The organism is Nocardia sp. SSK8 (assembly GCF_037034205.1).
Lineage (GTDB): Bacteria > Actinomycetota > Actinomycetes > Mycobacteriales > Mycobacteriaceae > Nocardia.
In genome coordinates this window covers 445,483-468,786 of sequence record NZ_JBAGKD010000003.1, presented here as the reverse complement: position 1 = coordinate 468,786, position 23,304 = coordinate 445,483, and the positions used below count along the sequence as shown (strand labels likewise).

The 23,304-nt window shown below is 72.2% G+C and carries 25 protein-coding genes and 1 other RNA gene; 14 read left to right on the top strand and 12 right to left on the bottom strand.

Annotation, left to right across the window (positions count from 1 at the left end; genetic code table 11):
- Positions 1-31: 31 nt before the first annotated feature.
- Genes WA675_RS09010 through WA675_RS09000 form a run of 3 tightly spaced genes read left to right on the top strand, consistent with a single transcriptional unit; the run spans position 32 to position 2,283 of the window.
- Entirely contained in the window at positions 32-460 is a 429-nt protein-coding gene (locus WA675_RS09010) for a hypothetical protein (RefSeq protein ID WP_336083513.1), read from the top strand.
- Complete coding sequence (gene pip, locus WA675_RS09005) at positions 460-1,422, top strand: prolyl aminopeptidase (protein WP_336083511.1); 963 nt, start codon at positions 460-462, stop codon at positions 1,420-1,422. Before WA675_RS09010 ends, pip begins: the two co-directional genes overlap by 1 nt.
- A gap of 3 nt (positions 1,423-1,425) precedes the next feature.
- Positions 1,426-2,283 (top strand): CHAD domain-containing protein, encoded by an 858-nt coding sequence (locus WA675_RS09000; protein ID WP_336083509.1) that lies wholly within the window; start codon positions 1,426-1,428, stop codon positions 2,281-2,283.
- A 298-nt stretch (positions 2,284-2,581) separates the two neighbouring features.
- On the opposite strand, the gene WA675_RS08995 is transcribed toward WA675_RS09000, so the two are convergent.
- Entirely contained in the window at positions 2,582-4,009 is a 1,428-nt protein-coding gene (locus tag WA675_RS08995; protein WP_336083507.1) for an RNB domain-containing ribonuclease, read from the bottom strand.
- 12 nt (positions 4,010-4,021) lie between these two features.
- Positions 4,022-4,354, bottom strand: a complete 333-nt coding sequence (locus WA675_RS08990) for a hypothetical protein (protein WP_336083506.1) — start codon at positions 4,352-4,354, stop codon at positions 4,022-4,024.
- A gap of 405 nt (positions 4,355-4,759) precedes the next feature.
- On the opposite strand from WA675_RS08990, the gene WA675_RS08985 reads away from it, so the two are divergent.
- Positions 4,760-5,125 carry a hypothetical protein gene (locus tag WA675_RS08985; protein WP_336083504.1) on the top strand — a complete coding sequence of 122 codons (366 nt, stop codon included), beginning with the start codon at positions 4,760-4,762 and terminating at the stop codon, positions 5,123-5,125.
- A 69-nt stretch (positions 5,126-5,194) separates the two neighbouring features.
- Here WA675_RS08985 and rnpB read toward each other — a convergent pair.
- An RNA gene (rnpB, locus tag WA675_RS08980) (RNase P RNA component class A) lies at positions 5,195-5,598 on the bottom strand.
- A gap of 36 nt (positions 5,599-5,634) precedes the next feature.
- Between rnpB and WA675_RS08975 the strand changes: the two genes are divergently transcribed.
- Positions 5,635-6,522, top strand: coding sequence for an alpha/beta hydrolase (locus WA675_RS08975; protein WP_336083502.1), 888 nt, complete (start codon positions 5,635-5,637; stop codon positions 6,520-6,522).
- A gap of 49 nt (positions 6,523-6,571) precedes the next feature.
- On the opposite strand, the gene WA675_RS08970 is transcribed toward WA675_RS08975, so the two are convergent.
- From WA675_RS08970 to WA675_RS08960, 3 genes are all read right to left on the bottom strand, one after another.
- Positions 6,572-7,261 (bottom strand): S1 family peptidase, encoded by a 690-nt coding sequence (locus WA675_RS08970; protein WP_336083500.1) that lies wholly within the window; start codon positions 7,259-7,261, stop codon positions 6,572-6,574.
- 128 nt (positions 7,262-7,389) lie between these two features.
- On the bottom strand, positions 7,390-8,559 hold the full coding sequence (locus WA675_RS08965; RefSeq protein ID WP_336083498.1) for a bifunctional RNase H/acid phosphatase: 1,170 nt from the start codon (positions 8,557-8,559) through the stop codon (positions 7,390-7,392).
- Between the two features lie 7 nt (positions 8,560-8,566).
- Positions 8,567-9,304 carry a zinc ribbon domain-containing protein gene (locus tag WA675_RS08960; protein WP_336083496.1) on the bottom strand — a complete coding sequence of 246 codons (738 nt, stop codon included), beginning with the start codon at positions 9,302-9,304 and terminating at the stop codon, positions 8,567-8,569.
- 162 nt (positions 9,305-9,466) lie between these two features.
- Between WA675_RS08960 and WA675_RS08955 the strand changes: the two genes are divergently transcribed.
- Positions 9,467-10,048 (top strand): hypothetical protein, encoded by a 582-nt coding sequence (locus tag WA675_RS08955; protein WP_336083494.1) that lies wholly within the window; start codon positions 9,467-9,469, stop codon positions 10,046-10,048.
- Between the two features lie 254 nt (positions 10,049-10,302).
- Here WA675_RS08955 and WA675_RS08950 read toward each other — a convergent pair whose 3' ends face one another.
- Positions 10,303-11,418, bottom strand: coding sequence for a Nif3-like dinuclear metal center hexameric protein (locus WA675_RS08950; RefSeq protein WP_336083492.1), 1,116 nt, complete (start codon positions 11,416-11,418; stop codon positions 10,303-10,305).
- A 209-nt stretch (positions 11,419-11,627) separates the two neighbouring features.
- Complete coding sequence (locus WA675_RS08945) at positions 11,628-12,884, bottom strand: aminotransferase class I/II-fold pyridoxal phosphate-dependent enzyme (RefSeq protein ID WP_442945587.1); 1,257 nt, start codon at positions 12,882-12,884, stop codon at positions 11,628-11,630.
- A 71-nt stretch (positions 12,885-12,955) separates the two neighbouring features.
- Here WA675_RS08945 and WA675_RS08940 point away from each other — a divergent pair, with 71 nt between their 5' ends.
- From WA675_RS08940 to WA675_RS08930, 3 genes are all read left to right on the top strand, one after another.
- Positions 12,956-13,459, top strand: coding sequence for a low molecular weight protein-tyrosine-phosphatase (locus tag WA675_RS08940; RefSeq protein ID WP_336083489.1), 504 nt, complete (start codon positions 12,956-12,958; stop codon positions 13,457-13,459).
- Positions 13,459-14,328: an SURF1 family cytochrome oxidase biogenesis protein gene (locus tag WA675_RS08935; protein WP_336083487.1), complete on the top strand. Its 870-nt coding sequence runs from the start codon at positions 13,459-13,461 to the stop codon at positions 14,326-14,328. The genes WA675_RS08940 and WA675_RS08935 overlap by 1 nt, the downstream gene beginning before the upstream one ends.
- Before the next feature lie 119 nt (positions 14,329-14,447).
- On the top strand, positions 14,448-14,648 hold the full coding sequence (locus WA675_RS08930) for a hypothetical protein (protein ID WP_336083486.1): 201 nt from the start codon (positions 14,448-14,450) through the stop codon (positions 14,646-14,648).
- Positions 14,649-14,663: 15 nt separating this feature from the next.
- Here the strand turns inward: WA675_RS08930 and WA675_RS08925 are convergent, their stop codons facing one another.
- The gene (locus WA675_RS08925) at positions 14,664-15,608 is read right to left on the bottom strand and encodes a cobalamin biosynthesis protein (protein ID WP_336083484.1); all 945 of its coding nucleotides are present in this window, start codon (positions 15,606-15,608) and stop codon (positions 14,664-14,666) included.
- Positions 15,609-15,725: 117 nt separating this feature from the next.
- On the opposite strand from WA675_RS08925, the gene sigJ reads away from it, so the two are divergent.
- Positions 15,726-16,664: an RNA polymerase sigma factor SigJ gene (gene sigJ, locus WA675_RS08920; RefSeq protein ID WP_336083483.1), complete on the top strand. Its 939-nt coding sequence runs from the start codon at positions 15,726-15,728 to the stop codon at positions 16,662-16,664.
- Positions 16,665-16,711: 47 nt separating this feature from the next.
- Here the strand turns inward: sigJ and ald are convergent, their stop codons facing one another.
- On the bottom strand, positions 16,712-17,824 hold the full coding sequence (gene ald, locus WA675_RS08915) for an alanine dehydrogenase (protein WP_336083482.1): 1,113 nt from the start codon (positions 17,822-17,824) through the stop codon (positions 16,712-16,714).
- A 134-nt stretch (positions 17,825-17,958) separates the two neighbouring features.
- Positions 17,959-18,729, bottom strand: coding sequence for an MBL fold metallo-hydrolase (locus tag WA675_RS08910; RefSeq protein WP_336083481.1), 771 nt, complete (start codon positions 18,727-18,729; stop codon positions 17,959-17,961).
- Positions 18,730-18,800: 71 nt separating this feature from the next.
- Here WA675_RS08910 and WA675_RS08905 point away from each other — a divergent pair, with 71 nt between their 5' ends.
- From WA675_RS08905 to WA675_RS08890, 4 genes are all read left to right on the top strand, one after another.
- Positions 18,801-19,766 (top strand): GlxA family transcriptional regulator, encoded by a 966-nt coding sequence (locus tag WA675_RS08905; protein WP_336083479.1) that lies wholly within the window; start codon positions 18,801-18,803, stop codon positions 19,764-19,766.
- Entirely contained in the window at positions 19,763-20,278 is a 516-nt protein-coding gene (locus WA675_RS08900) for a gamma carbonic anhydrase family protein (RefSeq protein ID WP_336083477.1), read from the top strand. The genes WA675_RS08905 and WA675_RS08900 overlap by 4 nt, the downstream gene beginning before the upstream one ends.
- Positions 20,279-20,402: 124 nt before the next feature.
- Positions 20,403-20,582, top strand: coding sequence for a hypothetical protein (locus WA675_RS08895; protein WP_336083619.1), 180 nt, complete (start codon positions 20,403-20,405; stop codon positions 20,580-20,582).
- A 7-nt stretch (positions 20,583-20,589) separates the two neighbouring features.
- Positions 20,590-21,210, top strand: coding sequence for a TetR/AcrR family transcriptional regulator (locus tag WA675_RS08890; RefSeq protein ID WP_336083476.1), 621 nt, complete (start codon positions 20,590-20,592; stop codon positions 21,208-21,210).
- Here the strand turns inward: WA675_RS08890 and WA675_RS08885 are convergent.
- Positions 21,204-23,177, bottom strand: a complete 1,974-nt coding sequence (locus WA675_RS08885) for an Eco57I restriction-modification methylase domain-containing protein (protein ID WP_336083474.1) — start codon at positions 23,175-23,177, stop codon at positions 21,204-21,206. The two genes, WA675_RS08890 and WA675_RS08885, sit on opposite strands and share 7 nt — an antisense overlap.
- Positions 23,178-23,304: the final 127 nt, after the last annotated feature.

The window sequence follows — 23,304 nt, the reverse complement described above, 5'->3', positions numbered from 1 at the left end:
CGACCTTTCGCCGACCAGTCATGAGGTACCGATGCACCGCCGTGGGATATGCCGCACCGTCGTTTCACTGGCCGCAGCGCTCGCCGTCGCAGGTCTGACCGCCTGCGGCGGTGCCGAACCGGCCCGGGACGACACGGCGGCCACCACCACCACCGTCGCGACCACCACCACGGCCGCCAAGCCCGGCGAGGTGGTCATCAGTGACGCCGCGGCCACCCAGCTGTGCGAGATGATCCGCCCCGAGCTGTCGAACTTCCGGGTGCAGGGGCCGACGCTGGGCCGGATCTCGCTCAACGCGATGGTGCACGAGTGGGCGCTGCGCAACGGCGGGATCAACGGGCAGGTGCTGGCCGACAAGGCGATCGTCGACCGGGTCACCACGGGGACCTGCGCCGAAGTGCGCGACGAGGCGCTCACCGCCCTCGAGCTGCCGAATCTCGCTGCGGGACTGGCCTTCTGATGCGCGTTCTCTACCCCGAGATCGAGCCGTTCGAGCAGGGCCTGCTCGACGTGGGCGACGGCCAGTCGGTGTACTGGGAGGTCAGCGGGAATCCGCAGGGCAAGCCGGTGGTGTTCGTACACGGCGGGCCCGGCGGCGGCACCGGCCCGATGCAGCGGCGCTTCTTCGATCCGGCGGTGTACCGGATCGTGCTCTTCGATCAGCGTGGGTGCGGGAAGTCGGTGCCGCACATCGCCGATGGCGCGAGCCTGGCCACCAACACCACCGCGCACCTGATCGCCGACATGGAACTGCTGCGCGAGCGGCTCGGGATCGACGGCTGGCAGGTGTTCGGCGGGTCGTGGGGGTCCACCCTCGGGCTGGCCTACGCGCAGGCGCATCCGGAGCGGGTCACCGAGCTGGTGCTGCGCGGGATCTTCCTGTTGCGGCGCAAGGAGATCGACTGGTACTACAACGGCGCGGCGGGCAATGTCTACCCGGCCGAGTGGGCGAAGTTCCTGGCGCCGGTGCCGGTCGAGGAGCGCGACGGCGACCTGGTGGCGGCCTATCACCGGCTGCTGCACGCCGAGGATCCGCAGGTCGCGCTCGACGCCGCGGTCGCCTGGTCGACGTGGGAGGGCGCGACGAGTTCGCTGCTGCCGCAACCGGATCGGGTCGCCGAGACCGGCGAGGCGCGCTTCGCGCTGGCCTTCGCGCGCATCGAAAACCACTATTTCCGGCACGGCGGATTCCTCGACGAGGGACAGTTGCTGCGTGACATCGATCGGATCGCCGACATCCCCGGGGTGATCGTGCAGGGCCGTCACGACATCGTGTGCCCGGCGGTCAGCGCCTGGGACCTGCACACCGCCTGGCCCGGCTCGACCCTGCACATCGTGGAGGACGCGGGCCACACCGCGCACGAGCCCGGCATCACCCACCACCTGGTGGCGGCGACCGACGCGTTCGGGAAGCGAGACTGAATCATGGCGCCCACGGCCGCAACCGCCCTGCGCACCGCCCTGTGCGAGGACATCGACCGGCTGCTGGCCGCCGAACCCGAGGTGCGCGCCGACGCCGACGACTCGGTGCACCAGATGCGGGTGGCCACCCGGCGGCTGCGCAGCGTGCTGCGCTCCTATCGCGCGCTGTTCGTCACCGAGGACGCGGTGGCCACCGGCCACGAACTGAAGTGGCTGGCCGACCTGCTCGGCGTCGCCCGGGACGCCGAGGTGCGCGCCGCCCGCTTCCGCACCCTGCTGCGCGGCTACGACGAGGTCCCCGTGGAGGTGATCCGGGCCCTGGTCGGCGCCTCCCGCCACGTCTACGCGACCGGCCACGCCGAGATCCTCACGACCCTCGACGGCCCCCGCTACCGCCGCCTGGCCGAACTCCTCACCACCTGGCGCACCGCACCCCCGCTCACCGCCGACGCGGCGCGCACCGACGCGGCCACCGCCTTCGACCACGTCCTGCGCCGCGACCGCAAGCGCCTGCGCAAGCTGGTCCTCGCCGAACCCACCGCCGCCCCCGCCGACCGCATAGAACTACTGCACGACATCCGTAAGAGCGCCAAGCGGTTACGGTATTCCGCCGAGGCCGCCACCCCCCTCCTTGGTACCGACGCCGCCGCCCTTGGCACCCAGGCCAAACGCCTGCAGACCGTCCTGGGCGACCACCGCGACGCCGTCGAATCCCGCGACGCGATTCAGGCCGCCGCGGCCGACCTCTCCCCCACCGGCGCCACCCTCTTCGAACTCCTCGCCGACACCGAGGAATCCGCCGCGGGCCATGCCCTGGCCCGCTACCCCGCTGCCGCGGCCTTCATCACCGGAACCCCCTGACCCGAACCGAATTCGGCCCGGCGGGGCCCCTGGGTTACCCGCCAGCGCAGACGCGAGCACAGCGAACACCATCAGCGCGAGCGTCGCGCCCATCCAGTACCGCTGCTCCGGCGGAATCAGCGCGTTCGGCCGAGCGGCGAATCGCTCGGGGTGTTCGCGTGAACTACCCGCCTGCCGCGCGGTATTCACGCCGGGTTCTCCTGGTGCGCGCCGACCGTCATCGTGCCCCCTTCTCGCCGTACCGAACCCCTTTCGCGGGTCACGCTAGCCGGGGGCACCGACAGGTCGGCGGTGACGATCAATCCCCGTAGGTGAAGGCGATCGTGCGGGTGGTGGGGTCGGCGGTGGTGAGGCGGACGGGGACGGTCGCGCCTTCGGGGGGTTCGCCGGTGCAGCGGGCCAGGATGGGCGGCTCGGGGAGGAAGATCTCGGCGTCGCGGGTGCCGGTGGCCTCGCGCAGGACGACGGCGGTGAAGCCGGTGCCGACGCGGGGGCGCAGGATGGTGGCCTCGGTGAGGTCGACGCAGGCGCGGTCGACCTTGTTGGCGAGGGCGTCGGTGCGGCGCATGGTGTCCACAGCGGTGTCGAGGCCGTCACGGACCCAGGCGGGGACCTCGGTGCCCGCGCAGTGGGCCAGGCAGATCTCGGTGGTGTAGCGGTCGGCCAGGCGGCGCAGGGGGGCCGTGACGTGGGCGTAGGGGGCGCCGATGGCGCTGTGGGTCAGGCGGTCCGGGCTCTGGTCGTCGAGGTCGGCGAGCGAGGTGTAGCCCGCGCCGCGCAGCAGCGAGGTGGCCTCCGACATCAGCACCAGCGCCTCCGCGGAGTTGGCGTCGAGCCCGGCCAGCATCCGGCCCACCGGCATGTCGGCGGGCCAGGTGACGCCCAGGGCGGCGGCGGTGCGGCGCATGGACTCGACGGCGCCCGGCGCGGGCGGGGGCATGGTGCGCAGCAGGCCGAGCGGAGTTCCCTTGTGCTCCAGCATGATCCGGGCCGCGCACATGCCGGTGAGCAGGGAGACCTGTTCGTTCCAGTCGTCGGCCTCGGTGCGCGGTTCCAGCTCCAGCCGCCAGTTCTCGCCGTCGCGGACCACGTCCTGGGCGGGTAGGCGCAGTGAGATGGCGCCGCGGTCGAAGCCGTCCTCGATGCGCAGCTTGCCGAATTCGGGCAGCGCGGCGATCGAGGGATGCAGGGTGCCCGCGTCGGCGTCGGCCTGGACCCCGGCGTAGTCGAGCCGGGCGCGGGAGCGCACCAGCGCGCGGGTCACCGTGGCCGAGCGGGGCACGGCGGCGGCGTCGAGGTCGATCGTCCAGAGGGTGGCGGGGCGGTCGACGCCGGGCAGCAGGCTGGCGGTGTCCTCGGACAGCACCGGCGGATGCAGCGGCACGGTGCCGTCGGGCAGGTAGAAGGTCTGGCCGCGGGCGAGGGATTCGCGGGCGAGCGCGCCGTCCGGCACGATCACGGCACCGAGGTCGGCGATCGCGTAGTGCAGGGTGAAGCCGGTGTCGGTGCGGAGCAGATGCAGCGCCTGGTCCAGATCCAGGGCGCCGGGTGGGTCGATGGTCACGAACTCGATGTCGGTGCGATCGACCCGGGAGCCCGCGAACGCGTCCACCGCGTCGCGGGCCGCCGAGACGGCCTCGGCCGGATAGTCCGAGGCCAGCCCGAATTCGGAACGGATGGCGCCGAAGTCGACCGGCGCCGAGACGATCCGCGGATGGAGTTCCATCCGTGCAGCGTATTACTGCAGCGCCAGCATGGTGCCGTTGAGCTGATCGAACGGGCCGTACACGGTGAAGGTGACCCGGCCGTTGGGCACCGCCGAGGACACCGCGGCCGCCGCGTCGAGCGCCTGGCCGAAGGAGGCCGCCGAGGGGTGCGGCAGCCCGGCGACGGTCAGGCCGAAGCGGGTCTGGTGGACCCAGGCGGTATCGGCCGGGCTGAGGTCGACCTGGACCCCACCGGCCAGCGGGGTCACCGCGACCGCGCTCGCCGAGCCGGCGCCCAGCGAGGTGAGAACCGCCGCGGCTCCGGCGATCAGTGCCCCGGCGACAATGGAACGAACTACCCGCATGTGTATGTGACCTGCTTCCGCGATCGAATGTGTTGGGCTCGCCACGATCGGCGGCGAGCCGGGCCGACGGCGAACACTCTATGACCTCGCTCACGTTCCCGGCGAGTTCCTGCGCATTTTCACCGACCCGACATACACCGCGCGCCAGTTGTTACTGTGTCGGCGGCACCTCCGGCAGACGCCGGACGGTGCGGCACCCACGTCGATAAAGGGGAGTTCCGCGCGTATGTCGTCGCTGCTTTTCGATTACCTGTTGCCGATCCTCGGACCGGACCAGGCGTCGTACTGGGCCCAGCTGCTGGTGATCAACCCGGCATAGCTGACGTCTAACAGATCTCAGACCTGCCGCCTCCCGTCTCGCCGACGGGAGGCGGCGCGTTTTCCGGGGTATTAGCATCCCGCTGCGTGAGTAGAACTACCGCCGCCCTCGCGGCCAGTGCCACCGTCTTCGCCCTGCTGCTGGCAGGCTGCGGCGACGATTCCGCGGCCACCGATTCCGCGGCGACCACCGCCGCCCCCACCGCCCAGCTCGACGCGAGCAAGGCGGGCATGTTCGTGGTGAGTTACCGCAACGCCTTCCCGAAGCTGGCCGACGGCCGCGACGACGCCGCCCTGAGCGGCCTGCTGGCCCAGACCTGCGGTGACATCACCGCGGGCAAGTCCAAGGACGACGTGGTCGCCGGGATCGAGAAGAACGCCACCAACGGCGCCACCACCGCGACCAACGACGAGGCGCAGGCGATCTACGAGATGTCCAAACTCATGTGCTGAGGCCGGTTCCCGGCGAGCCGAGGCGGCGCTTCCCACGGTGGGGGCGCCGCCTCGTCGTTCGTCGGGGGGCGGACGAGCCGACCTGTAAGCCGGATCCTGTCCCCGGTTCGCACCGGGGGGCGACCATCCATCTGGACACACCGTCGCCGGGTGCCTCGAGCGGTCCACCCGCAGGCTCGGGCGAGCAGCCCTCGAACACCTGCGCAGCCGCACCGCGAGGTGCGACCTTCGACCTTGCTCCGGGCGGGGTTTACCTAGCCGCCCCGGTCACCCGGGGCGCTGGTGCGCTCTTACCGCACCGTTTCACCCTTACCGCGCGTGCGCGCGGCGGTTTGTTTTCTGTGGCACTGTCCCGCGGGTCGCCCCGGGTTGCCGTTAACAACCGCCCTGCTCTGTGGAGTCCGGACTTTCCTCGGCCACGGGCAGCGGCACTGTGTGCCCGTTCCCGTCGCCGCGGTCGCCCGGCCGACTCGTCCGCCGCTACAGCCTACTCGGTACGGTTATCTCTCATGGAACGTGTCGACGTCAGTTTCCCCTCGGGTGACCAGCAGTGCGCTGCCTGGCTCTACCTGCCCGACGGCGCGCCCCGGCCGCGACCGTTGGTGATCATGGGACACGGGCTGGGGGCAACCCGCGAAATGGGGTTGGATCGGTATGCGCGGCGGTTCGTCGCGGCGGGGATGGGGGTGCTGGCGTTCGACTACCGGCATTTCGGTGCCAGTGAGGGCGCGCCGCGCCAGCTGCTGCACATCGCCCGTCAGCGGCAGGACTGGAAGGCCGCGATCGCCTACGCGCGCAGCATCCGGGGCTTCGATGCCACCCGGATCGCGTTGTGGGGCACCTCGTTCGGTGGCGGGCACGTGCTCGCGGTGGCGCCCGAGGACGACTACATCGCCGCGGTGGTGGCGCAGGTGCCGTTCACCAGCGGGTGGGCCTCGTCGATGGCCAAGGGCCCGATCAGCCTGACCAAGGTGGCCACCATCGCCGCCACCGACCTGCTGGTGGGGCCGATCCGGCGCAAGCCGATCGGTATCCGGCTGGCCGGGCGCAAGCGCTCGGCGGCGCTGATGAGCGCCTCGGACGTGCCGGAGGGGTACGGCAGGCTGGCCGAGGAGAGCGCCACCTACGAGCCGAAGGTCTCGGCGCGCGTGGCGTTCTCGACGCTGTTCGATTCGCCGGGCCGCCGGGCCAAGGCGGTGAAGGTGCCGGTGTTCTACGCGATCGCCGAGAACGATTCGATCGCCCCGCCCGCGCCGACCCGCAAGGCCGCCGAGCGCACCAAGCACGCGGTGGTCAAGCAGTATCCGGTCGGGCACTTCGACGTGTACTTCGACGACGTCTTCGAGCAGGTCGTGCGCGACCAGACCGATTTCCTGGTCTCGGTCCTGCGGCCATGAACAGCGGGACGCGGCAGCCGGATCGGTTGCCGCGCCCCGGCCGGGTCGATCAGAGGGGCTGGAAGCCCGCGCCGACGCCACCCGCGCGGTTCAGCACATCGAGGATGACCTGGATGGGCTGGAAGTAGGCGGGCGAGTGGATCGGGTTGGCGGTGTTGGTGCACGGCACGTCGAAGTCGATCGGGCCGAGACCGGTGAGCCTGCCCTGGTTCATGCCGACCAGGCGGTCGCCGACGACGACCGGACCGCCGGAATCGCCGGGCTGCGAGCAGTACTGGTTGATCGAGGTGCCCTCGAGCTCACCCCACACCACCCCGCAGCTGCGGCCGCTGGTGCGGCCGTCGGAGCACACCGTGGTGCCCGGAGCGGGCGCGGGACCGATCCCGGCGACGGTGGTCTGGCCGACGGTGCGCACCGGCAGCACCTTGGCCGCGTCCAGCTGCAGCACAGCGAAATCCAGGTAGTCGCCGTCGTCGGAGAAGGCGACGGTGCCGATCACCCCGGCGTGCAGCGCCTGCTCGGCGCCGACCTTGGCCCCGGTCGGGGCGCAGTGCCCGGCGGTGATGCCGACCAGCCTGCCCGCGTTGTCGTGACCGATGGTGGTCAGCGAGCAGCCGGAGTCGTTGTCGAAGACGATGCCCGAGGCCGCGCCGAGCACCACGCTCGGGTCGGCCGATACGCTGCCCACCCCGGCCGATGCGGTGAGCGCCCCCGCGATGGCCGCCGCGAATGCCGCCATCCGTAGAAACCTCATCAAGTACCTTTCTCGATGGCCGCGGCATTCCGCGCGCCCGTGAACCTTTCGGGTGCGCGCGCGTGATCGTTACGCAGGCCGCCTGCCGGCGCCGACCGTACCCCGAGGGGGTGCTAGCCCGCCAGGTACGAGGTGTCGTTGACCAGCCGCACCGAGGCGCCGCCGTCGGGATAGAACTCGGCGACGCACAGTGAGGCGAGGTCCAGGTGCAGGCGGTACAGCAACGAAGGGCCGACACCGAGCGCCAGCTGCAGCAGTGTCTTGATCGGGGTGACGTGGCTGACCACCACCACGTTCTGCTCCGGGTACAGCGCCACCAGATCGCGGCGCACCGCTTCGATGCGCTCGCGCACCTGATCGAAGCTCTCGCCGCCGGGCGCGGGCAGCGACGGGTCGCCCAGCCAGGCGCTGTGCAGTTCCGGATCCCGCTGGGCCGCTTCGGCGAAGGTGAGTCCTTCCCAGCTGCCGAAATCGGTCTCGATGAGCCCGTCGAGGACCCGCACGCCGACCCCCAGCGCGGCCGCAGCGGCCTCGGCGGTCGAGCGGGCGCGTTGCAGCGGGGAGCTCACCACGGCGGCGATATCGCCCTTGGCGGCCAGCATCTTCGCCGCGCGTTCAGCCTGTTCGCGGCCGAGCTCGGTCAGCGGCGGGTTGCCGCGGCCGGAGTAGCGGCGTTCCACCGACAGCGCGGTCTGGCCGTGGCGCAGCAGCAGCAGGCGGGTCGGCCTGCCGACGGCACCGGTCCAGCCCGGGGCCGAAACCGATTGGGCACCAGTAGATTTCGTGGGCTGGCGCTGGTTGATGACGGGATCGGGCGCGGTGACCTGATCGCCCGGTGCGTGGCCAGCGGCGACGGCCGCGCGGACCGTGCCGGTGAGCGCGCCGTCGTCCATGGCCTCGTTGGCCAGCCGGTCGGCGTGGGAGTTCCGCGCGCGCGGGATCCAGGTGAAGCTCACCCGGTCGAACCCGGCGACCAGGGCCCGCGCCTGTTCGGCGAGCGGGATCATCGAGGCGTGCTTGACCTTCCAGCGCCCCGACATCTGCTCGACGACGAGCTTGGAGTCCATCCGCACCGCGACCACCCGGGCGCCGAGTTCGGCCGCGGCCGCCAGACCCGCGATCAGGCCGCGGTATTCGGCCACATTGTTGGTGGCGACGCCGATGTATTCCTTGCGCTCGGCGAGCACCCGCGCGTGGTCGGCGTCGAAGACGACCGCGCCGTACCCGGCCGGGCCGGGATTGCCACGCGAGCCGCCGTCGGCCTCGACGATCACCTCGGTCATCGGCGCGTCACAGCCCGGATTCCTTGGTACGCACCATGATCGCGCCGCACTCGGGGCAGCGCAGCACCGCCTCGGGGGCGGCCTTGGCGATGCGCTGCATCTCGCCGCGGTCGATCTCGATCCGGCAGGCGCCGCAGCGGCGGGCCTGCAGCAGGGCCGCGCCAACGCCGTGCGCGGCGCGCTGCTTGTCGTAGACGGCGAGCAGTTCGTCGGGGAACAGCCCGACCAGCCCGGCCCGGTCGGTGTCGCAGCGCTGCTCGGCCACGGCCAGATCGGCCATCGCCTCGTCACGCAGGCGTTCGGCGTCGGCGAGGTCCTGTTCGGCCTTGCTCAGCCGGGCACCGGCGTGATCATGGTCGGCGGCCATCGCCTCGCGCTGCTCCATCACGGTCAGCAGCTCGTCCTCGAGCACCGAGCGGCGGCGCTCCAGGCTGCCCAGCTCGTGCTGGATCTCCGAGAGCTGCTTGGCCGCGACGGTGCCCGCGGTGAGCATGCCGCGGTCGCGGTCCTCGCGCTTACGCACGGCCTCGACCTCACCCTCGAGCTTGCGGATATCGCGATCGAGGTCGTCGATGCCGATCTCCACGGCGACGGCGGCGTCCTTGTACCCGGTGCGCTCGGCGGCCAGCCGGGTCACTTCCTGCTGTTCGGGCAGCGCGGTGCGGCGATGGGCGATCCGCGTCAACTCGGCATCGACGGCGGCGAGCTGCAACAGCTTGGACTGGACCGACGGTTCGACATTCAACGCGCACGAACTCCTGAACACGGTGGACGGATGGGTTGGTCAACCGTACCGCGCCGAGGGGGGTGGTCATGCCAGGACCCGAAGGACCCGGGGATGCGAGGGAACCGATCGGGGCCGGGATGCGTCCAAGTCCGTATGACCTCTTCGACTCCCGCTACCGATGTGGTCCTGCCCCTGCGCCCGCACACCTTCGATCCCCTGGGCGAGCAGCGGCAGCTCCAGCTGACCCTGGCCACCGCTTTACCTCCGGTATGCCCAGTGCACGGACTCCCGGCCACCGGTCCCAAGGATGAATACCTCCGGTTCTGGGGCAAGCCCGGCGCCTATCGCCAGGAGGGGTTCGGCCGCAGGACCTTCGAGACGGTCAAGAGCCTGACGCTCGGCAAGCTGGTGGCCGAGTGCAATGAACCGACAGCGCTGATCAAAGCCGCGTGGCCGGAGTGCGAGCGATGCGTGGCGCGGCGGGACACGCGCGTCAAGGCGCTGATCGCCTACTACGTGTGCAGTCTGTTCCCGCTGGTGCTGGGTGTGGGGCTGTATTTCGCCGCGCCGTCGTCGTTCGCGCTGCTCACCGGTGCCGCCGGGCTGCTGGTGCTGGCCCTCGCGGTGGTGCTCGGTCCCTCGGTCTTCGCCCGCATGGACCGCTATCTCGCAGCCTCGATCACGCCGGACGCGAGCGCGCTCACGCTCACAGTGCATCCGGACTTCGCGCTGGCCTGTTCGAGGCTGAACCAGGCCCGGTGACAAGGTCCGCTCACCCGGGCATCCGCCTCCGCCCACCGGGCGCACGATCTCGGGCCGGACCCAGGGGCACGGCGCGGGCTGGACCCACGCGGCCGGGCGCGGGCCGGGTACGGGCACGGCCGGGAACGCGGCGGGGCCGGGCACCCGGCACGGCGCGGGCCCGGGATTGCGGTACGGCTCGACGAAGGCGGAACGATCCCGGGGTTTACCGGGCGGGCATCCGGGGCGGGTGATCCGGCGGCGCGTGCGGCTGGTCAGCCGGTGACCGTCCACGGGTCGGTGCGCAGGGTGGATACCCGGGTGGTCAGGTCGGGCAGGGCCGTGCGGACGAGCTGTTCGGCCTGGCCGCACCAGGGGAATTCGGTGGCCCAGTGGGCGGCGTCGATGATGGCGGGGCCGCCGCGGCGCAGGTGTTCGTCGACGGGGTGGTGGCGCAGGTCGGCGGTGAGGTAGGCGTCCACGCCCGCGCGGATCGCGGCGTTCAGGTACGAGTCGCCCGCGCCGCCGCACACGGCCACCCGCTGGACGAGACGGTCGGGGTCGCCTGCGGCGCGCACGCCCCAGACCGTGCGGGGCAGGCCAGCGCCGACGCGTTCGGTGAAGGCGCGCAGGGTCTCGGGTTCGGGGAGTTCGCCGATGCGGCCGATGCCGAGCGAGGACGGCAGTGGCACGCGCTCGGTGACGTGGTAGGCGGGTTCCTCGTAGGGGTGGGCGGCGCGCAGGGCCGCCAGCACGGCCAGGCGCGAGGTCGGCGGGGCCACCACCTCGACGGCGTCCTCGGTGACCGTCTCCACCGTGCCGATGCTGCCGATCGCCGGGTTCGCGCCCGCGACCGGCCGGAACTGGCCGGTGCCCGCGGTGTACCAGGCGGCCTCGCGATAGTCGCCGATCGCGCCCGCGCCCGCGGTGAACAGCGCCGACATCAGCGAGGCGGTGTGGGTCTGCGGCACCTGGATTACCCACTTGTCCACGGGGACAAGGGGTTTGGGGTCGAGCGGGCCGGTGACGGTGAGGCCGACGGCGGCGGCGAGCGCGTCGGAGACGCCGGGGTCGGCGGAGTCGGCATTGGTGTGCGCGGAGAACAGGGCGCAGCCCGAGCGGATCAGGCGGTGCAGCAGCGCGCCTTTGGGGGTGTCGGCGGCGACGGTGTCGACTCCGCGCAGCAGCAGCGGGTGGTGCACCACGAGAGCCTGTGCGCCCCAGGCGATCGCCTCGTCGACCACGGCGGCGGTGGCGTCGACGGCGAAGACCACCTTGTCGACCCGCTGAGTGGGGTCACCGCAGACGAGGCCGACCGAGTCCCACGACTCGGCCAGCTTCGGCGGATACGCCGCGTCGAGCACCCCGATCAGTTCGGCCAGGTCGGTCACCACTGTCTCCTTCGTTCCACCTGAGTCCACGTCATGGTTCTATGCCCCGAATCCCGTACGTCCCCAGCATGGTCGACCGTGTTCTCCGAAGGTGCGGCACCCTGTCTCGCGAACCGGGCGCACGCGAACAGGACGGGCAGCCCTGCGGTCATCCGGCTGGTCACCACACGACGCGAACAGGACGGATAGCACCGCGGTCATCCGGCTGGTCACCACAGCGCGTCGCGCAGCGCGGCGATCAGCGGGTCGACCTCGGCCGGGCCGCGGACCGCGAGGCGGAGGTGGTCGGGGCCGAGACCGGGGAAGGTGTCGGCGCGGCGCACCGCGATACCTCGGTCGGCGAGGCGTTTGCGCAGGAGGGCGCCGTCCGGGACGCGCAGCAGGAGGAAGGGGCCGGTGGCGGGGGTGTGCACGTCGAGGCCGAGGGCGGTCAGGCGCTCGATCATGGCGGCGCGGTCGGTGGCGATGCGGGCGGCGTAGCGCCGGGACTCGGCGACGGCGGCGGGTTCGGCGGTCGCGGTGATGGCCTCGAGCTGGAGGGTGCCCAGCGGCCAGTGCGGGCGGCCGTGGGTCAGCCGGGCCAGCACGTCGGGGGCGCCGAGGGCATAGCCGCAGCGCAATCCGGCCAGCGCCCAGGTCTTGGTAAGACTGCGCAACACCAGCACATCGGGCGCGGCAATCCCGGCCAGGGATTCCGGTTCGTCCGCGCGACTCGCGGCCGAACCGTTCGCCGGGGCACCTGGCACAGAGCCCCCGAGGGCCGCCGCGCCCGCCACGATGTCGTTCGCCGCGGCAGCGCCGAGCCGCGAGCCCGCCTGATCCGCCGCGTCACGCCCCGCGACCGTGCCGTTCGCCGCGGCACCGGCAGGCAGGTTGCCGGTGGGTGCGGGATCAGGTCGGGGCGGGGTTCGGTGGTGGTCGCGGGACTGCGCGGGGGTGGGGGTGGGGGCGAACACCGCGTCGGCGAAGGCTTCGTCGACGACGAGGAGGCGGCCGGGGCGGCGCAGGGCGTGGAGAGTGCGCGCGGGGTGCAGGATCGAGGTGGGGTTGGTGGGGTTGCCGAGGACGACCAGGTCGGCTTCCTCGGGGACCAGGTCCGGGTCGAGCGTGTAGGGGCGGTCGAGGATCACGCGGGTGACCGGGACGCCCGCCTCGCGCAGGGCCAGTTCGGGCTCGGTGAAGGAGGGGTGGACGACGGCGGCCAGGCGGGGGCGCAGGCGGGGCAGCAGGGCGAAGCCCTCGGCGGCGCCGGACAGCAGCAGGACCTCGTCGGGGGTGCGGCCGTGGCGGGCGGCGACGGCGGTGCGGGCGGCGAGGTCGTCGGCGGCGCCGGGGTAGCGGCCGAGGTCGTCCAGGCGGGCGGCCAGGCGCGCGCGCAGCCAGGGCGGCGGGGCCAGGCCCTGGACGTTGACCGCGAAGTCGAGCATGCCCGGCCGCGCGTCGACGTCACCGTGGTGGCGCAGCATCGCGGGGTCGACCGAGTCCTCGAACACAACTGAACACCCTACGTGGCGGCGATTCGGCGGCTCGGGCGACAATGGGTCCCGTGGGAGCGATTCACGTGACGTTTGTCTGTACCGGGAACATCTGTCGCTCGCCGATGGCCGCGAACATGTTCGCGGCGCATCTGTACCGGGCGGGCCTGGCGAATCGCGTGCGGGTCACCAGCGCGGGGACCGGCGCGTGGCATGTCGGCGATCCGGCCGACCCGCGCACCGAGGCGACCCTGCGCCGGGCCGGTTACGCCACCGAGCACATCGCCGCCACCTTCGGCGCCGAGCACCGCGACGCCGACCTGATCGTGGCCCTCGACACCGGCCACGACCGGGAGCTGGCCCACCGCGGCGTCCCCACCGAGCAGCGCAGGCTGCTGCGCAGCTTCGACCCCGACGCCGACGGCCCCGACGTGCCCGACCCCTACTACGGCGACCAGTCCGGCTTCGACCTGGTCCGCGACCAGATCGAGGCCGCCGTGCCCGGTCTGCTCGAGTGGGTGCGCGCCGAACTCGACGCCCGCACCCCAGCGAACGCGCCGCACTGATGCGCAGGCTCACCTTCCTGCTGCGGCCCAGCTGGCTGATCCTCGCGGTGATCGTCGCCGCGTTCGCCTACCTGTGCTTCACCGTGCTCGCGCCCTGGCAGCTGGGCAAGAACACCAGCACCGAACACCGCAACCAGCTCATCGCCGACTCGGTGCAGGCCGATCCGGTCGCCGTCACCGAGGTGCTCGCCGGCGATCCGGACACCCACACCGAATGGCGCAAGGTGACCGCGACCGGCGGTTATGTGCCGGATTCGACCGTGCTGGTCCGGTTGCGTCATCTCGACGGCGCCCCCGGCTACGCGGTGCTCTCGGCATTCCGTCTCGACGACGGCCGCACGATCCTGGTCGACCGCGGCCTGGTCGCCGCCGTCGACGGCACCCGCCCGCCCACGATCGCCGAGCCCCCGGCCGGTCCGCAGCGGCTCGAGGCCCGGGTTCGCGCGTCGGAGGGCGTGGTCCCCGACAAGGCGCCGAGCACCCAGGACGGCTATCGCCAGGTCTACACGGTCGACACCACCCAGGAATCGACCGTCCTCGGCATCGCCCTGACCCCCGTCCCCACCGGCACCGACAAGGGCGGCTACCTCCAGCTCGACGCGGGCCAGCCCGGCGCCTTCACCCCGTCACCCCTCCCCCAGCTCGACGCGGGCCCCTACCTCTCCTACGGCCTCCAATGGCTCGCCTTCGGCATCATGGCTCCGCTCGGCCTCGGCTACTTCGTCTTCGCCGAACTCCGCGCCCGCCGCCGCGAACGCGCCGAGACCCCGGCCGCCCCGAACCCCGAGACCACCACCGAGCCGACCCCGGTCCCCGCGGAAACCACTACCGAAGCCCGCCTCGCCGACCGCTACGGCCGCAACCGCTGACCGATGCCCGCCCCGGGCAACACCGCCGCAGTCTCCGCCCGCAGCCGGGGAAACTGGGGGCAGGCCCACCGCCCGAGGTTCCTCTAGGTTGGTCGCGGACACCGGGAAAGGAAGTCACCATGCGGGAATTCGCACGAGGTTCGTTTGTGGCGGTCGCGGCGGCAGGGCTCGTGATCGGCGCCGCCGCGGTGTCCGCCGCGGACACCGGCACCGGCTCGGCCGGTTACTTCGGCAACCCGGAGTGCCTGCTCAACTCGCTGCTGACGTACGGCACGTTCAGCGCGGGCGACGCCCCGCTGCCGGGGTGTTTGCCGATATAGCGCCCGGGTGCCAGGTCAGGACCCCGATCCTCGCGAACACCGGCGCCGTTCGAGGGCAGCGGTCAGCACCGCGACGACCAGGGCGCCGCACTGCACCGCTTCGGACATCCGTACCGCCCGGCGCAGATCCGTCGTTGTCGGCGGGCGACCGTCGCCGAGGGTCGGCCGGAGTTCGACGCCGTGCCGGTATCGGGTGCGACCGCCCAGCTGGACACCGAGCGCACCGGCCATCGACGCCTCGACGACTCCCGCGTTCGGGCTCGGATGTTTGGCCGCGTCCCGGCGCCAGGCCCGCCACGCGGCCACCGGTGTACCGCCCACCAGCGGCGCGAGCAGCACGGTCAGCATCCCGGTGAGGCGGGCGGGGGCCAGGTTGGCGGCGTCGTCGACGCGGGCGGCGGCCCAGCCGAACTTGCGGTAGCGCTCGTCGCGGTAGCCGATCATGGCGTCGAGGGTGTTCACCGCGCGGTAGCCGAGCAGGCCGGGTACCCCGGCGACCCCGCCCCACAGCAGCGGGGCGACGGTCGCGTCGGAGGTGTTCTCGGCGATGGATTCCAGGGCGGCGCGGGCCAGGCCGTCGGCATCGAGCACCGACGGATCGCGGCCACACAGCGACGGGAGCAGCGCGCGGGCACCGGTCAGGTCATCGGCGTCGAGCTTGTCGGCCATGTCACGACCGGCCCTGGCCAGGCTGCGGCCGCCGAGCGCGGTCCAGGTGGCCAGCGCCGTGGCCACCGTGCCGCCGCGCGCGGCCAGCACCCCGAATCCGACGACCGACCCCACCGCGATCACCTCGTGCACCACCCCGGCCGCGCGCGCGTCGAGATAGGTACGCTGCTCCAAGGCCGCTGCCGCCGTGCCGAATCCGGCCACCGGATGCCAGCGGCGCGGGTCGGCGAAGACCCGGTCGAGCGCGAATCCCAATAGCAGCCCGGCCGCCGTCGATGTCCCCTTCTGCACCGGGCGAGGGTAGCCCGGACGGCGGGAATGTCACACCCACCCGGGCTGGTTCGTCTTCGTAGTGACGGCACCACTCCCCTCGCCCACCCCGGGCCGGACGACCGAACGGCGACCACGATGACCGACCCAGCGCACCCCCTCGACCAGGCCGAACTGGCCCGCCGCTTCGAGGAACACCGCCCCTACCTGCGCCGCTTGGCCTACAGCACCCTGGGCAGTCTCAGCGACGCCGAGGACGTGGTGCAGGACGCCTGGCTGCGGCTGCAACGCCACCACGAGGCGGGCCGGGCCGGTGAGATCGACAATCTGCGCGCCTGGCTCAGCACCGTCACCGGCCGCCTCGCGCTCGACCAGCTCGGGTCGGCGCGGGCCCGCCGCGAGCAGTACGTCGGCGAATGGCTGCCCGAACCCGAGGTCACCACTTGGGACGACCCGGCCGACCGGCTCTCCCAGGACGAGCGCGTCACCACCGCGCTGCTGGTGGTCCTGGAATCGCTGTCCCCCGCCGAACGCACCGCCTTCGTCCTCCAGGACGTCTTCGGCATGACCGGTCCCGAGGTCGCCGAGGTCGTCGGCCGCACGCCCGCCGCGGTCCGTCAGCTCGCCTCGCGAGCGCGCAAGCATGTCGAGAGCGGCACCCCGCGCTTCCCCGCCTCCCCCGCCGAGCAGGAGCAGGTGGTCTCGGCCTTCGCGCTGGCCTGGCGCTCGGGCGACCTGAGCGCACTGCTCGGGGTGCTCGACGAGAAGGTCGTGCTCACCGCCGACGGCGGCGGCAAGGTGCCCGCGATCCGGCAACCCGTGCGCGGCGCCGAACTCATCGCCAAGCTGCTGCTGGGCTGGTACCACGCGCCCTCGGCCGCCGGCGGCTGGGGCCGGGCGGTGCTGGTCAACGGCCAGCCGGGCCTGGTCGTCTTCGACGGCGCCAATATCGGCGTGTTCTCCTTCGTCGTCGACCGGGGTCATATCGTCGCCATCAATGTCGTCCGCAACCCGGACAAGCTCCATGACCTGCCGGTCGAAGGTGCCCCCGACTGGTACCTGGGCGGCGGGCAGTGAGGGCGAAGGAGGTCACCGCGCGCGGGTGACAGCCCGCGCCGCCGATCTCACGCCTCGAGCGAATACCCGTGCGCGGCGGCCACTTCGGCGGAGAGGAGCTTGCCCGCGTCGGCGGTGAGCCCGGCGGCCAGGCCGGGGTCGGCGGTGCAGGCCCCGCGCCAGCCCTGGTCGGCGATGCGCCGGGCGTACGGCAGCGTGGCGTTGGTGAGGGCGACGGTGGAGGTGTGCGGGACCGCGCCGGGCATGTTCGCCACGCAGTAGAACAGCGCGTCGGCCACCGGGAAGGTGGGCTCGGCGTGCGTGGTGGGGTGGGTGGAGGCGAAGCAGCCGCCCTGGTCGACGGCGATGTCGACCAGCACCGCCCCGGGCCGCATCCGCGCGACGAGCTCGTCGGAGACCAGTTTCGGTGCCTTCGCCCCGGGCACCAGCACCGACCCGATCACCAGATCGGCACCCGCCACGGCCTTGTCGATCTCGAGCGCGTGCGAGGCGAGAGTGCCGACGCGACCGGCGAAGCGGGCATCGAGCTCACGCAGCCGGGCCAGATTCGTGTCGAGCACGCTCACTTTCGCGCCCATCCCCACCGCGACACCGGCCGCGTTGGTGCCCGCCACGCCACCGCCGAGCACCACCACATCGGCCGGGCGCACACCGGGCACGCCACCGAGCAGCACGCCCTCCCCACCCAGCGGCGCCATCAGGTGGTAGGCGCCCACCTGGGCGGCGAGCTTGCCCGCCACCTCGCTCATCGGCGCGAGTAGCGGCAGCGAACCGTCCGGCGCGCGCACGGTCTCGTAGGCGATAGCGGTGACGCCCGAGGCGAGGATCGCGTCGGTACACTCCTTCGACGCCGCCAGATGCAGAAAGGTGAACAGCACCTGTCCGCGCCGCAGCAGCGAATACTCCTGCGCGATGGGCTCTTTCACCTTCAGTACCAGGTCGGCCTCGCCCCAGACCCGCGCGGCCTCGGCCACGACGCGCGCACCGGCGGCCGCGTAGTCGTCGTCGGCGAACCCGGAGCCCGCTCCCGCACCGGCCTGCACGAGCACCTCGTGCCCGTGCACGCACAGCTCCGCCGCCCCAGCGGGCGTCAGCGCCACCCGGAACTCCTGCGGCTTGACCTCCCTCGGCACCCCCACGATCCCGCCAGTTCGCGTCATCGGCCCAGCCTAGGACGGCATCCGCGCCGAACCGTCCGGTCACCCGCGCGTGTCGAATCCGGTGCGGGACCTGGCCGCACCCGGCGAGCAGGTCTGGAGCGGGTCGGCTCGGCGAGGATGCGCGGTGCCCGGCCTCAGACCGAGAACAGTTCGCCGCGGACGGGGATGTAGAGCTGGTGGGCGCGGTCGGCGTAGGCGAAGGCGCGCTCCAGATAGTCCAGCGACTCGCTGAAATGTGCCCAGCCCTCGGCGTGCACCGCCACGATCATGGCGTCGCCGAGCAGGGCGGCGGCCGCGACGGCGGTGCGCGCGTTGAGCGTGACATCGCTGTCGCCGAACCGGCCGACATTGGCCGCCCCGATATTGAGTACGGCCGCGTCGATCGGCCCGACCCGTTCGACGATGCGCGCCACCACCGCCACCGACGCGTTGTCCCCGGAGACATAGACCGTCGGCTCCCCCGCCGCCCGCAACACGAACCCGGTGACCGCCCCGCTGACCGGTTCGCATCCCGGCGGCCCGTGCAGCGCGGGCACCGCGGTGACCGCCGCGGCCCCGAGTGTCACCGTCTCCCAGGGCGCCATGCCGCGCACGCCCTCGATCCGCTCGGCCGCGTCCGGCGTGGAGAGCACCGTCTCGATCCGCGGCAGCAGTTCCCGGCCCGCGGTGTCGAGATTGTCGGCGTGCTGGTCGTGCGACAGCAGCACCACGTCGACGGTGCCGAGATCCTCGAGCGGCACCGCGGGACCGCTGAGCTTGCGCAGGGTGACCGGTCCCGGGTACTCGCCGGGCTCGTCGAAGGTGGGATCGGTGAGCCAGGTCAGGCCCGCGTAACGGAAACGCAGGGTCGGCCCGCCGATGTGCAGGGCGGCCGCGAGGGCGGGGCGGGTGAGCAACTCGGTCATGCGATCAACTTTCGCCGATGGCAAGCCCACTGGACAGTGGCCTGCAGGCCATCTATCGCTAAGATCGGGCCATGCACAAGGTCGCGGTCGTCGCCTTCGACGGCATCAGCCCGTTCCACCTCGCGGTCCCCACCCTGGTGCTGGGCCGCAGTGGTACCGGCGTCGACGATCCGGACTGGCCCTACCGGGTGCGCGTCTGCGCCGACCGCCCCGGAACCCTCACCACCGCGGCCGGATTCGATATCACCGTGCGCAACGGCCTGGACACCGTCGCCGACGCCGACACGGTGGTCTTCCCCGGCTGGCGGGTCGGCCTCGACCCGTCCCCGGCGCTGATCGAGGCCGTGCGCACCGCGCACGCCGACGGCGCCCGGCTGGTCGGACTGTGCCTGGGCGCGTGGGCGATCGCCGCGACCGGCCTGGCCGACGGCCGCGAACTCAGCACCCACTGGGCCACCGCCGAGGCCCTGGCCGCGGCCTTCCCCGCCGTCCGCGTGCGCGCCGACACCCTCTGGACCGACCTCGGTGACGTGATCACCTCCGCGGGCGTGGCCGCCGCCCTGGACTGCTGCCTGCACATCGTGCGCGGCGATCTCGGCGCCCGCGCCGCCACCGACCTGGCCCGCACCCTGGTCACCGCCCCGCACCGCAGCGGTTCGCAGGCCCAGTTCATCCCGATCGCGGTGCCGGAGGTGGCCACCGACGACCCGATCGAGTTCGCGATGGTCTGGGCGCGTGGACATCTCGACACCGCCGTCGACCTCGACAGCTGGTCGCGTCGGGCGCACATGTCCCGGCGCACCTTCACCCGCCGCTTCCGCGCACGCACCGGCACCAGCCCGCAGCAGTGGCTGCTACAGCAGCGCATCGATCGCGCCCGGCTACTACTGGAGACCACCGACGACACCGTCGACCGGATCGCGGCCGAGACGGGCTTCGGCAGCGCGGTCAGCCTGCGTCACCACTTCCACCGCATGCTCGGCACCGGCCCGGCCGCCCATCGGGCCCAATTCCGGGGCGTCATACTGTCTGCATGATCATCAAGGTGAGCGGATTCACGCCGGATATCGACGACACTGCCTGGGTCGCGCCGAACGCGACCGTGATCGGGCGGGTGAGCCTGGCCGCCGAGGTCGGCATCTGGTACTCGGCGGTGCTGCGTGGCGACATCGAGCAGATCAGTATCGGCGCGCGCACCAATATCCAGGACGGCTGCGTGCTGCACGCCGACCCCGGCTTCCCGCTCACCGTCGGCACCGGAGTCTCGGTGGGGCACAACGCGATTCTGCACGGCTGCACCATCGGCGACGACGTGCTGGTCGGCATGGGCGCCACCGTGCTCAACGGCGCGGTGATCGGCGCTGGCAGCCTGATCGCGGCCAACGCGCTGATCCCCGAGGGCGCCCAGATCCCGCCCGGCTCCCTGGTGGCCGGTGTACCGGGCAAGGTACGCCGCGAGCTGAACCAGGCCCAGCAGGACGGCATCAAGCTCAACGCGGCGGTCTATCTGCACAACCTCACCACCCACCGCGACGCCGAGGTGTTGTGACACGCCACACTGATCAAGCGACCAGTTGGGATACCTGCTAGCATTTTCCCTGCGTATCACCACCGGCCACGAGCACGGCGACCGGCGTCGGATACGCGAGGCAGGAGGTATCACGGTGGCATACATGCAGTCCGGTGTGCACCGAGCGGGGGGACCGCTCAGCGTGGCCGATATCGCGGCCCAACCAGGCGGAATCGAGGCACTCCAGCACCGCGTCCACGAACTCCGTTCCCGCGGTGTCCACTTCGCCGCCAACGCGATCGAACAGGAGATGGCCGCGCTGGATCTGTCGCCCCGGGGATAATGGGGCGATGCCTACCGTTTCGTCCATTCTCGCGCGGATACTGGAGAAGCCCGGATCCGAGGGTGAGAAGCTGCTCGACAGTGCGTTGTCGGCGTTCCTGGATTTCGGGATCAAACGGACGAGCATGGGCGAGATCGCGCGGCGTGCCGGGATCAGCCCGGCCACCCTGTACCGGCGCTTCGAATCGAAGAACGAGCTGGTCGAGGCGGTGGGGGTGCGCGAGGCGCAGCGGTATGTGGCCGAGATCGATGAGCGGGTGCGGGCGGTCACCGAACCGGACGATCAGCTCGTCGAGATCTTCGTCGCCTTCGTCGGCACCATCGCGGGCAACGAACTGCTACGGCGGCTGCTGGGCACCGAACCGGAGATCATCCTGCCCCGGCTCACCACCGAGGCGGGGCCGATCCTGGCGGTCGGGCGCGGCTATCTCGCCGAGAAACTGCGCGAACTGCAGGACGACATGCCCGAGCTCACCTTCGATCCCGACCTGGTCGCCGAGGTGCTGGCCCGGCTGGCCCTGTCGCTGGCGCTGACCCCCGACGGGCTCATCCCCCTCGGCGACGCGGAGGCGGGCCGGGAGTTCGCCCGCCGCACCCTGTTGCCCATGGTCGGCATCCGTCCTCACTGAACCGGCACGCCGAACGCGGTGGCCACCGCCTCGTCGATCCCCGCCTGCGCGACCGGCAGGTCCTCGTCGAGCACCGCGCGCACCCGGCGCACGATCCGCGCAGCCGCGGGCGCGGCCGGGTCGGGCAGCGGCAGCCGGGCCACGTACTGGGTGATCCAGCGGCGTCTGCCCGAGTACAGGCGGTTGCCGCAGACCGCGTCGTAGAAGCGCAGCCCGAGCGCCGAATTCGCCACGCCCATCAGCAGATACGCCAGCTCGGTGGCGCGCTCGCCGTCGCCGAGATCGGTCTGCGAGATCCAGTAGCAGTCGCCGTTGACCACCGCGCCCGACCGGTCGAACGCGAAACGCGGCCGCTCGCTGATATCCGGGAACACCAGTTTCGGCGCGCGCCACAGATGCGGACGCTGCGGCACCCAGATCTCGAACCACTGGCGGCCCCCGTCGAGCACATACCGCCGACCGGCCAGCACCTGCTCGTGCGTGCGCAAATATCGCGCGGCCCCGGGGAACTCGTCGAGATCGATCGGCGTGCGCCGGGGCTGGCCGAGATCGTAGGGATAGAGCACCCGGGTCCCGCGATCGTCGCCGATCCGCCACGGTTGCAGATCGTGGTGGGTGATCAACTGCCGCAACAGTTCCGGCTCCGGCGTGGGATCCATCTCCGCCCACCGATCCGAGATGAACACCCGATCGGCGGTGGTCTTGATCCCCACGCGAATCCGGGCGGTGTCCCCGAAGGTGCGCCAGGTCCGCTCCCCGATCGCGGCGAGCCACCGATCGAGCGCGGGCCGCGACATCCGCCACACCGGCTCGCCCCGGCCCATACTCGCCCCAACCCCAGCTCCGGCTCCAGCCCCAGCTCCGGCTCCAGCCCCAGCTCCGGCTCCAGCACCAGCCCCGGCTCCAGCACCAGCCCCGGCTCCAGGCCCAGCCCCGGCTCCGGCCCCAGCCCCGGCCCTAGCCCCAGCCCCAGCCCCGACTCCGGCACCGGCACCGGCTCCGGCTCCGGCTCCGGCTCCGGCTCCGGCTCCGGCTCCGGCTCCGGCTCCGGCTCCGGAGACAGATCGCCGTTCCGCCGACCTGCATGTCGACTCCGGCCCTTCCGTCTCGCCAGGCTGCCCGCCTGCCGCGTCCGCACTGGATCCGGTGTCCAGCACCCCGACCTCCACCGCGAACACCCGTCCACCCGCACCCACCAGACACCCGGAATCCCCGGCCAGCGCGTCGAACAGCTCGGTGGCGCAATCGGGTTCGGCGCCGACCTGCTCGTAGGCCGAGACGTACCGGCACGGGGACGTCCTCGGCGCCCGGGTCGCGACCGTGATCGCGGGCAGCACGGCGGCCGCGAAGAGCTTGGTGTCGCCGAGGTCGTAGAGCTCGGCGGGGTGCAGGTCGCTGGTGAGGATCCGGCGGAGGTTGGCTCCCGCGCGGGTGGTGAGGAAGCGGTTGGCGCACAGCAGGCCGAGCACGCCGTCGGGGCTGAGCAGGCGGGGCGCGATGGCCACGAAGGGGTGGGTGAGGTCGATGCGGCCACGCAGCCCGAACTGTTTGCTCAGCAGCTGCGCGGTCGCCCCGCCCAGCTGCTGGGTTCGCACGTACGGCGGATTGCTGATCACCAGGTCGAACGAGCCGTCGACGAGCCGGGCCGACGCGGCGAGGAAATCCCTCGCCCGGCCGACGATCTCGACATCCTCGGCCGCGGCCCGCGCCACCGCGGCCCCCACCGCGCGCCGGTCCAGGTCGTAGCCGGTCAGCCGCACCCGAACCTCCGGCGCACACGCGGCCAATTCGCGATGCACCGCCAGCAGCAGCTCGCCGTCCCCACAGGCCGGATCCAGCACGCGCAGTTCCGGCGTGGACGGCGCGTGCAGCAGGGCCCGGCGCGCCAGGAACCGCGCGAGCACCGGCGGGGTGTAGTGCCTGCCGTGCCGTTTGCGCTCCCGCGCGGCACGGGCCTGCGAAGCCATACGCTCGATTGTGCCCCGCCCGCGCGATTCCGGGCCGCAGGCTCGAGCAGCGAAATGGCGCTGAGCTGCCCTGACGGGGGTGCCACTATTTTCTGGGGTGGAGCAAAACGCCGCGGCTCGGTAACGT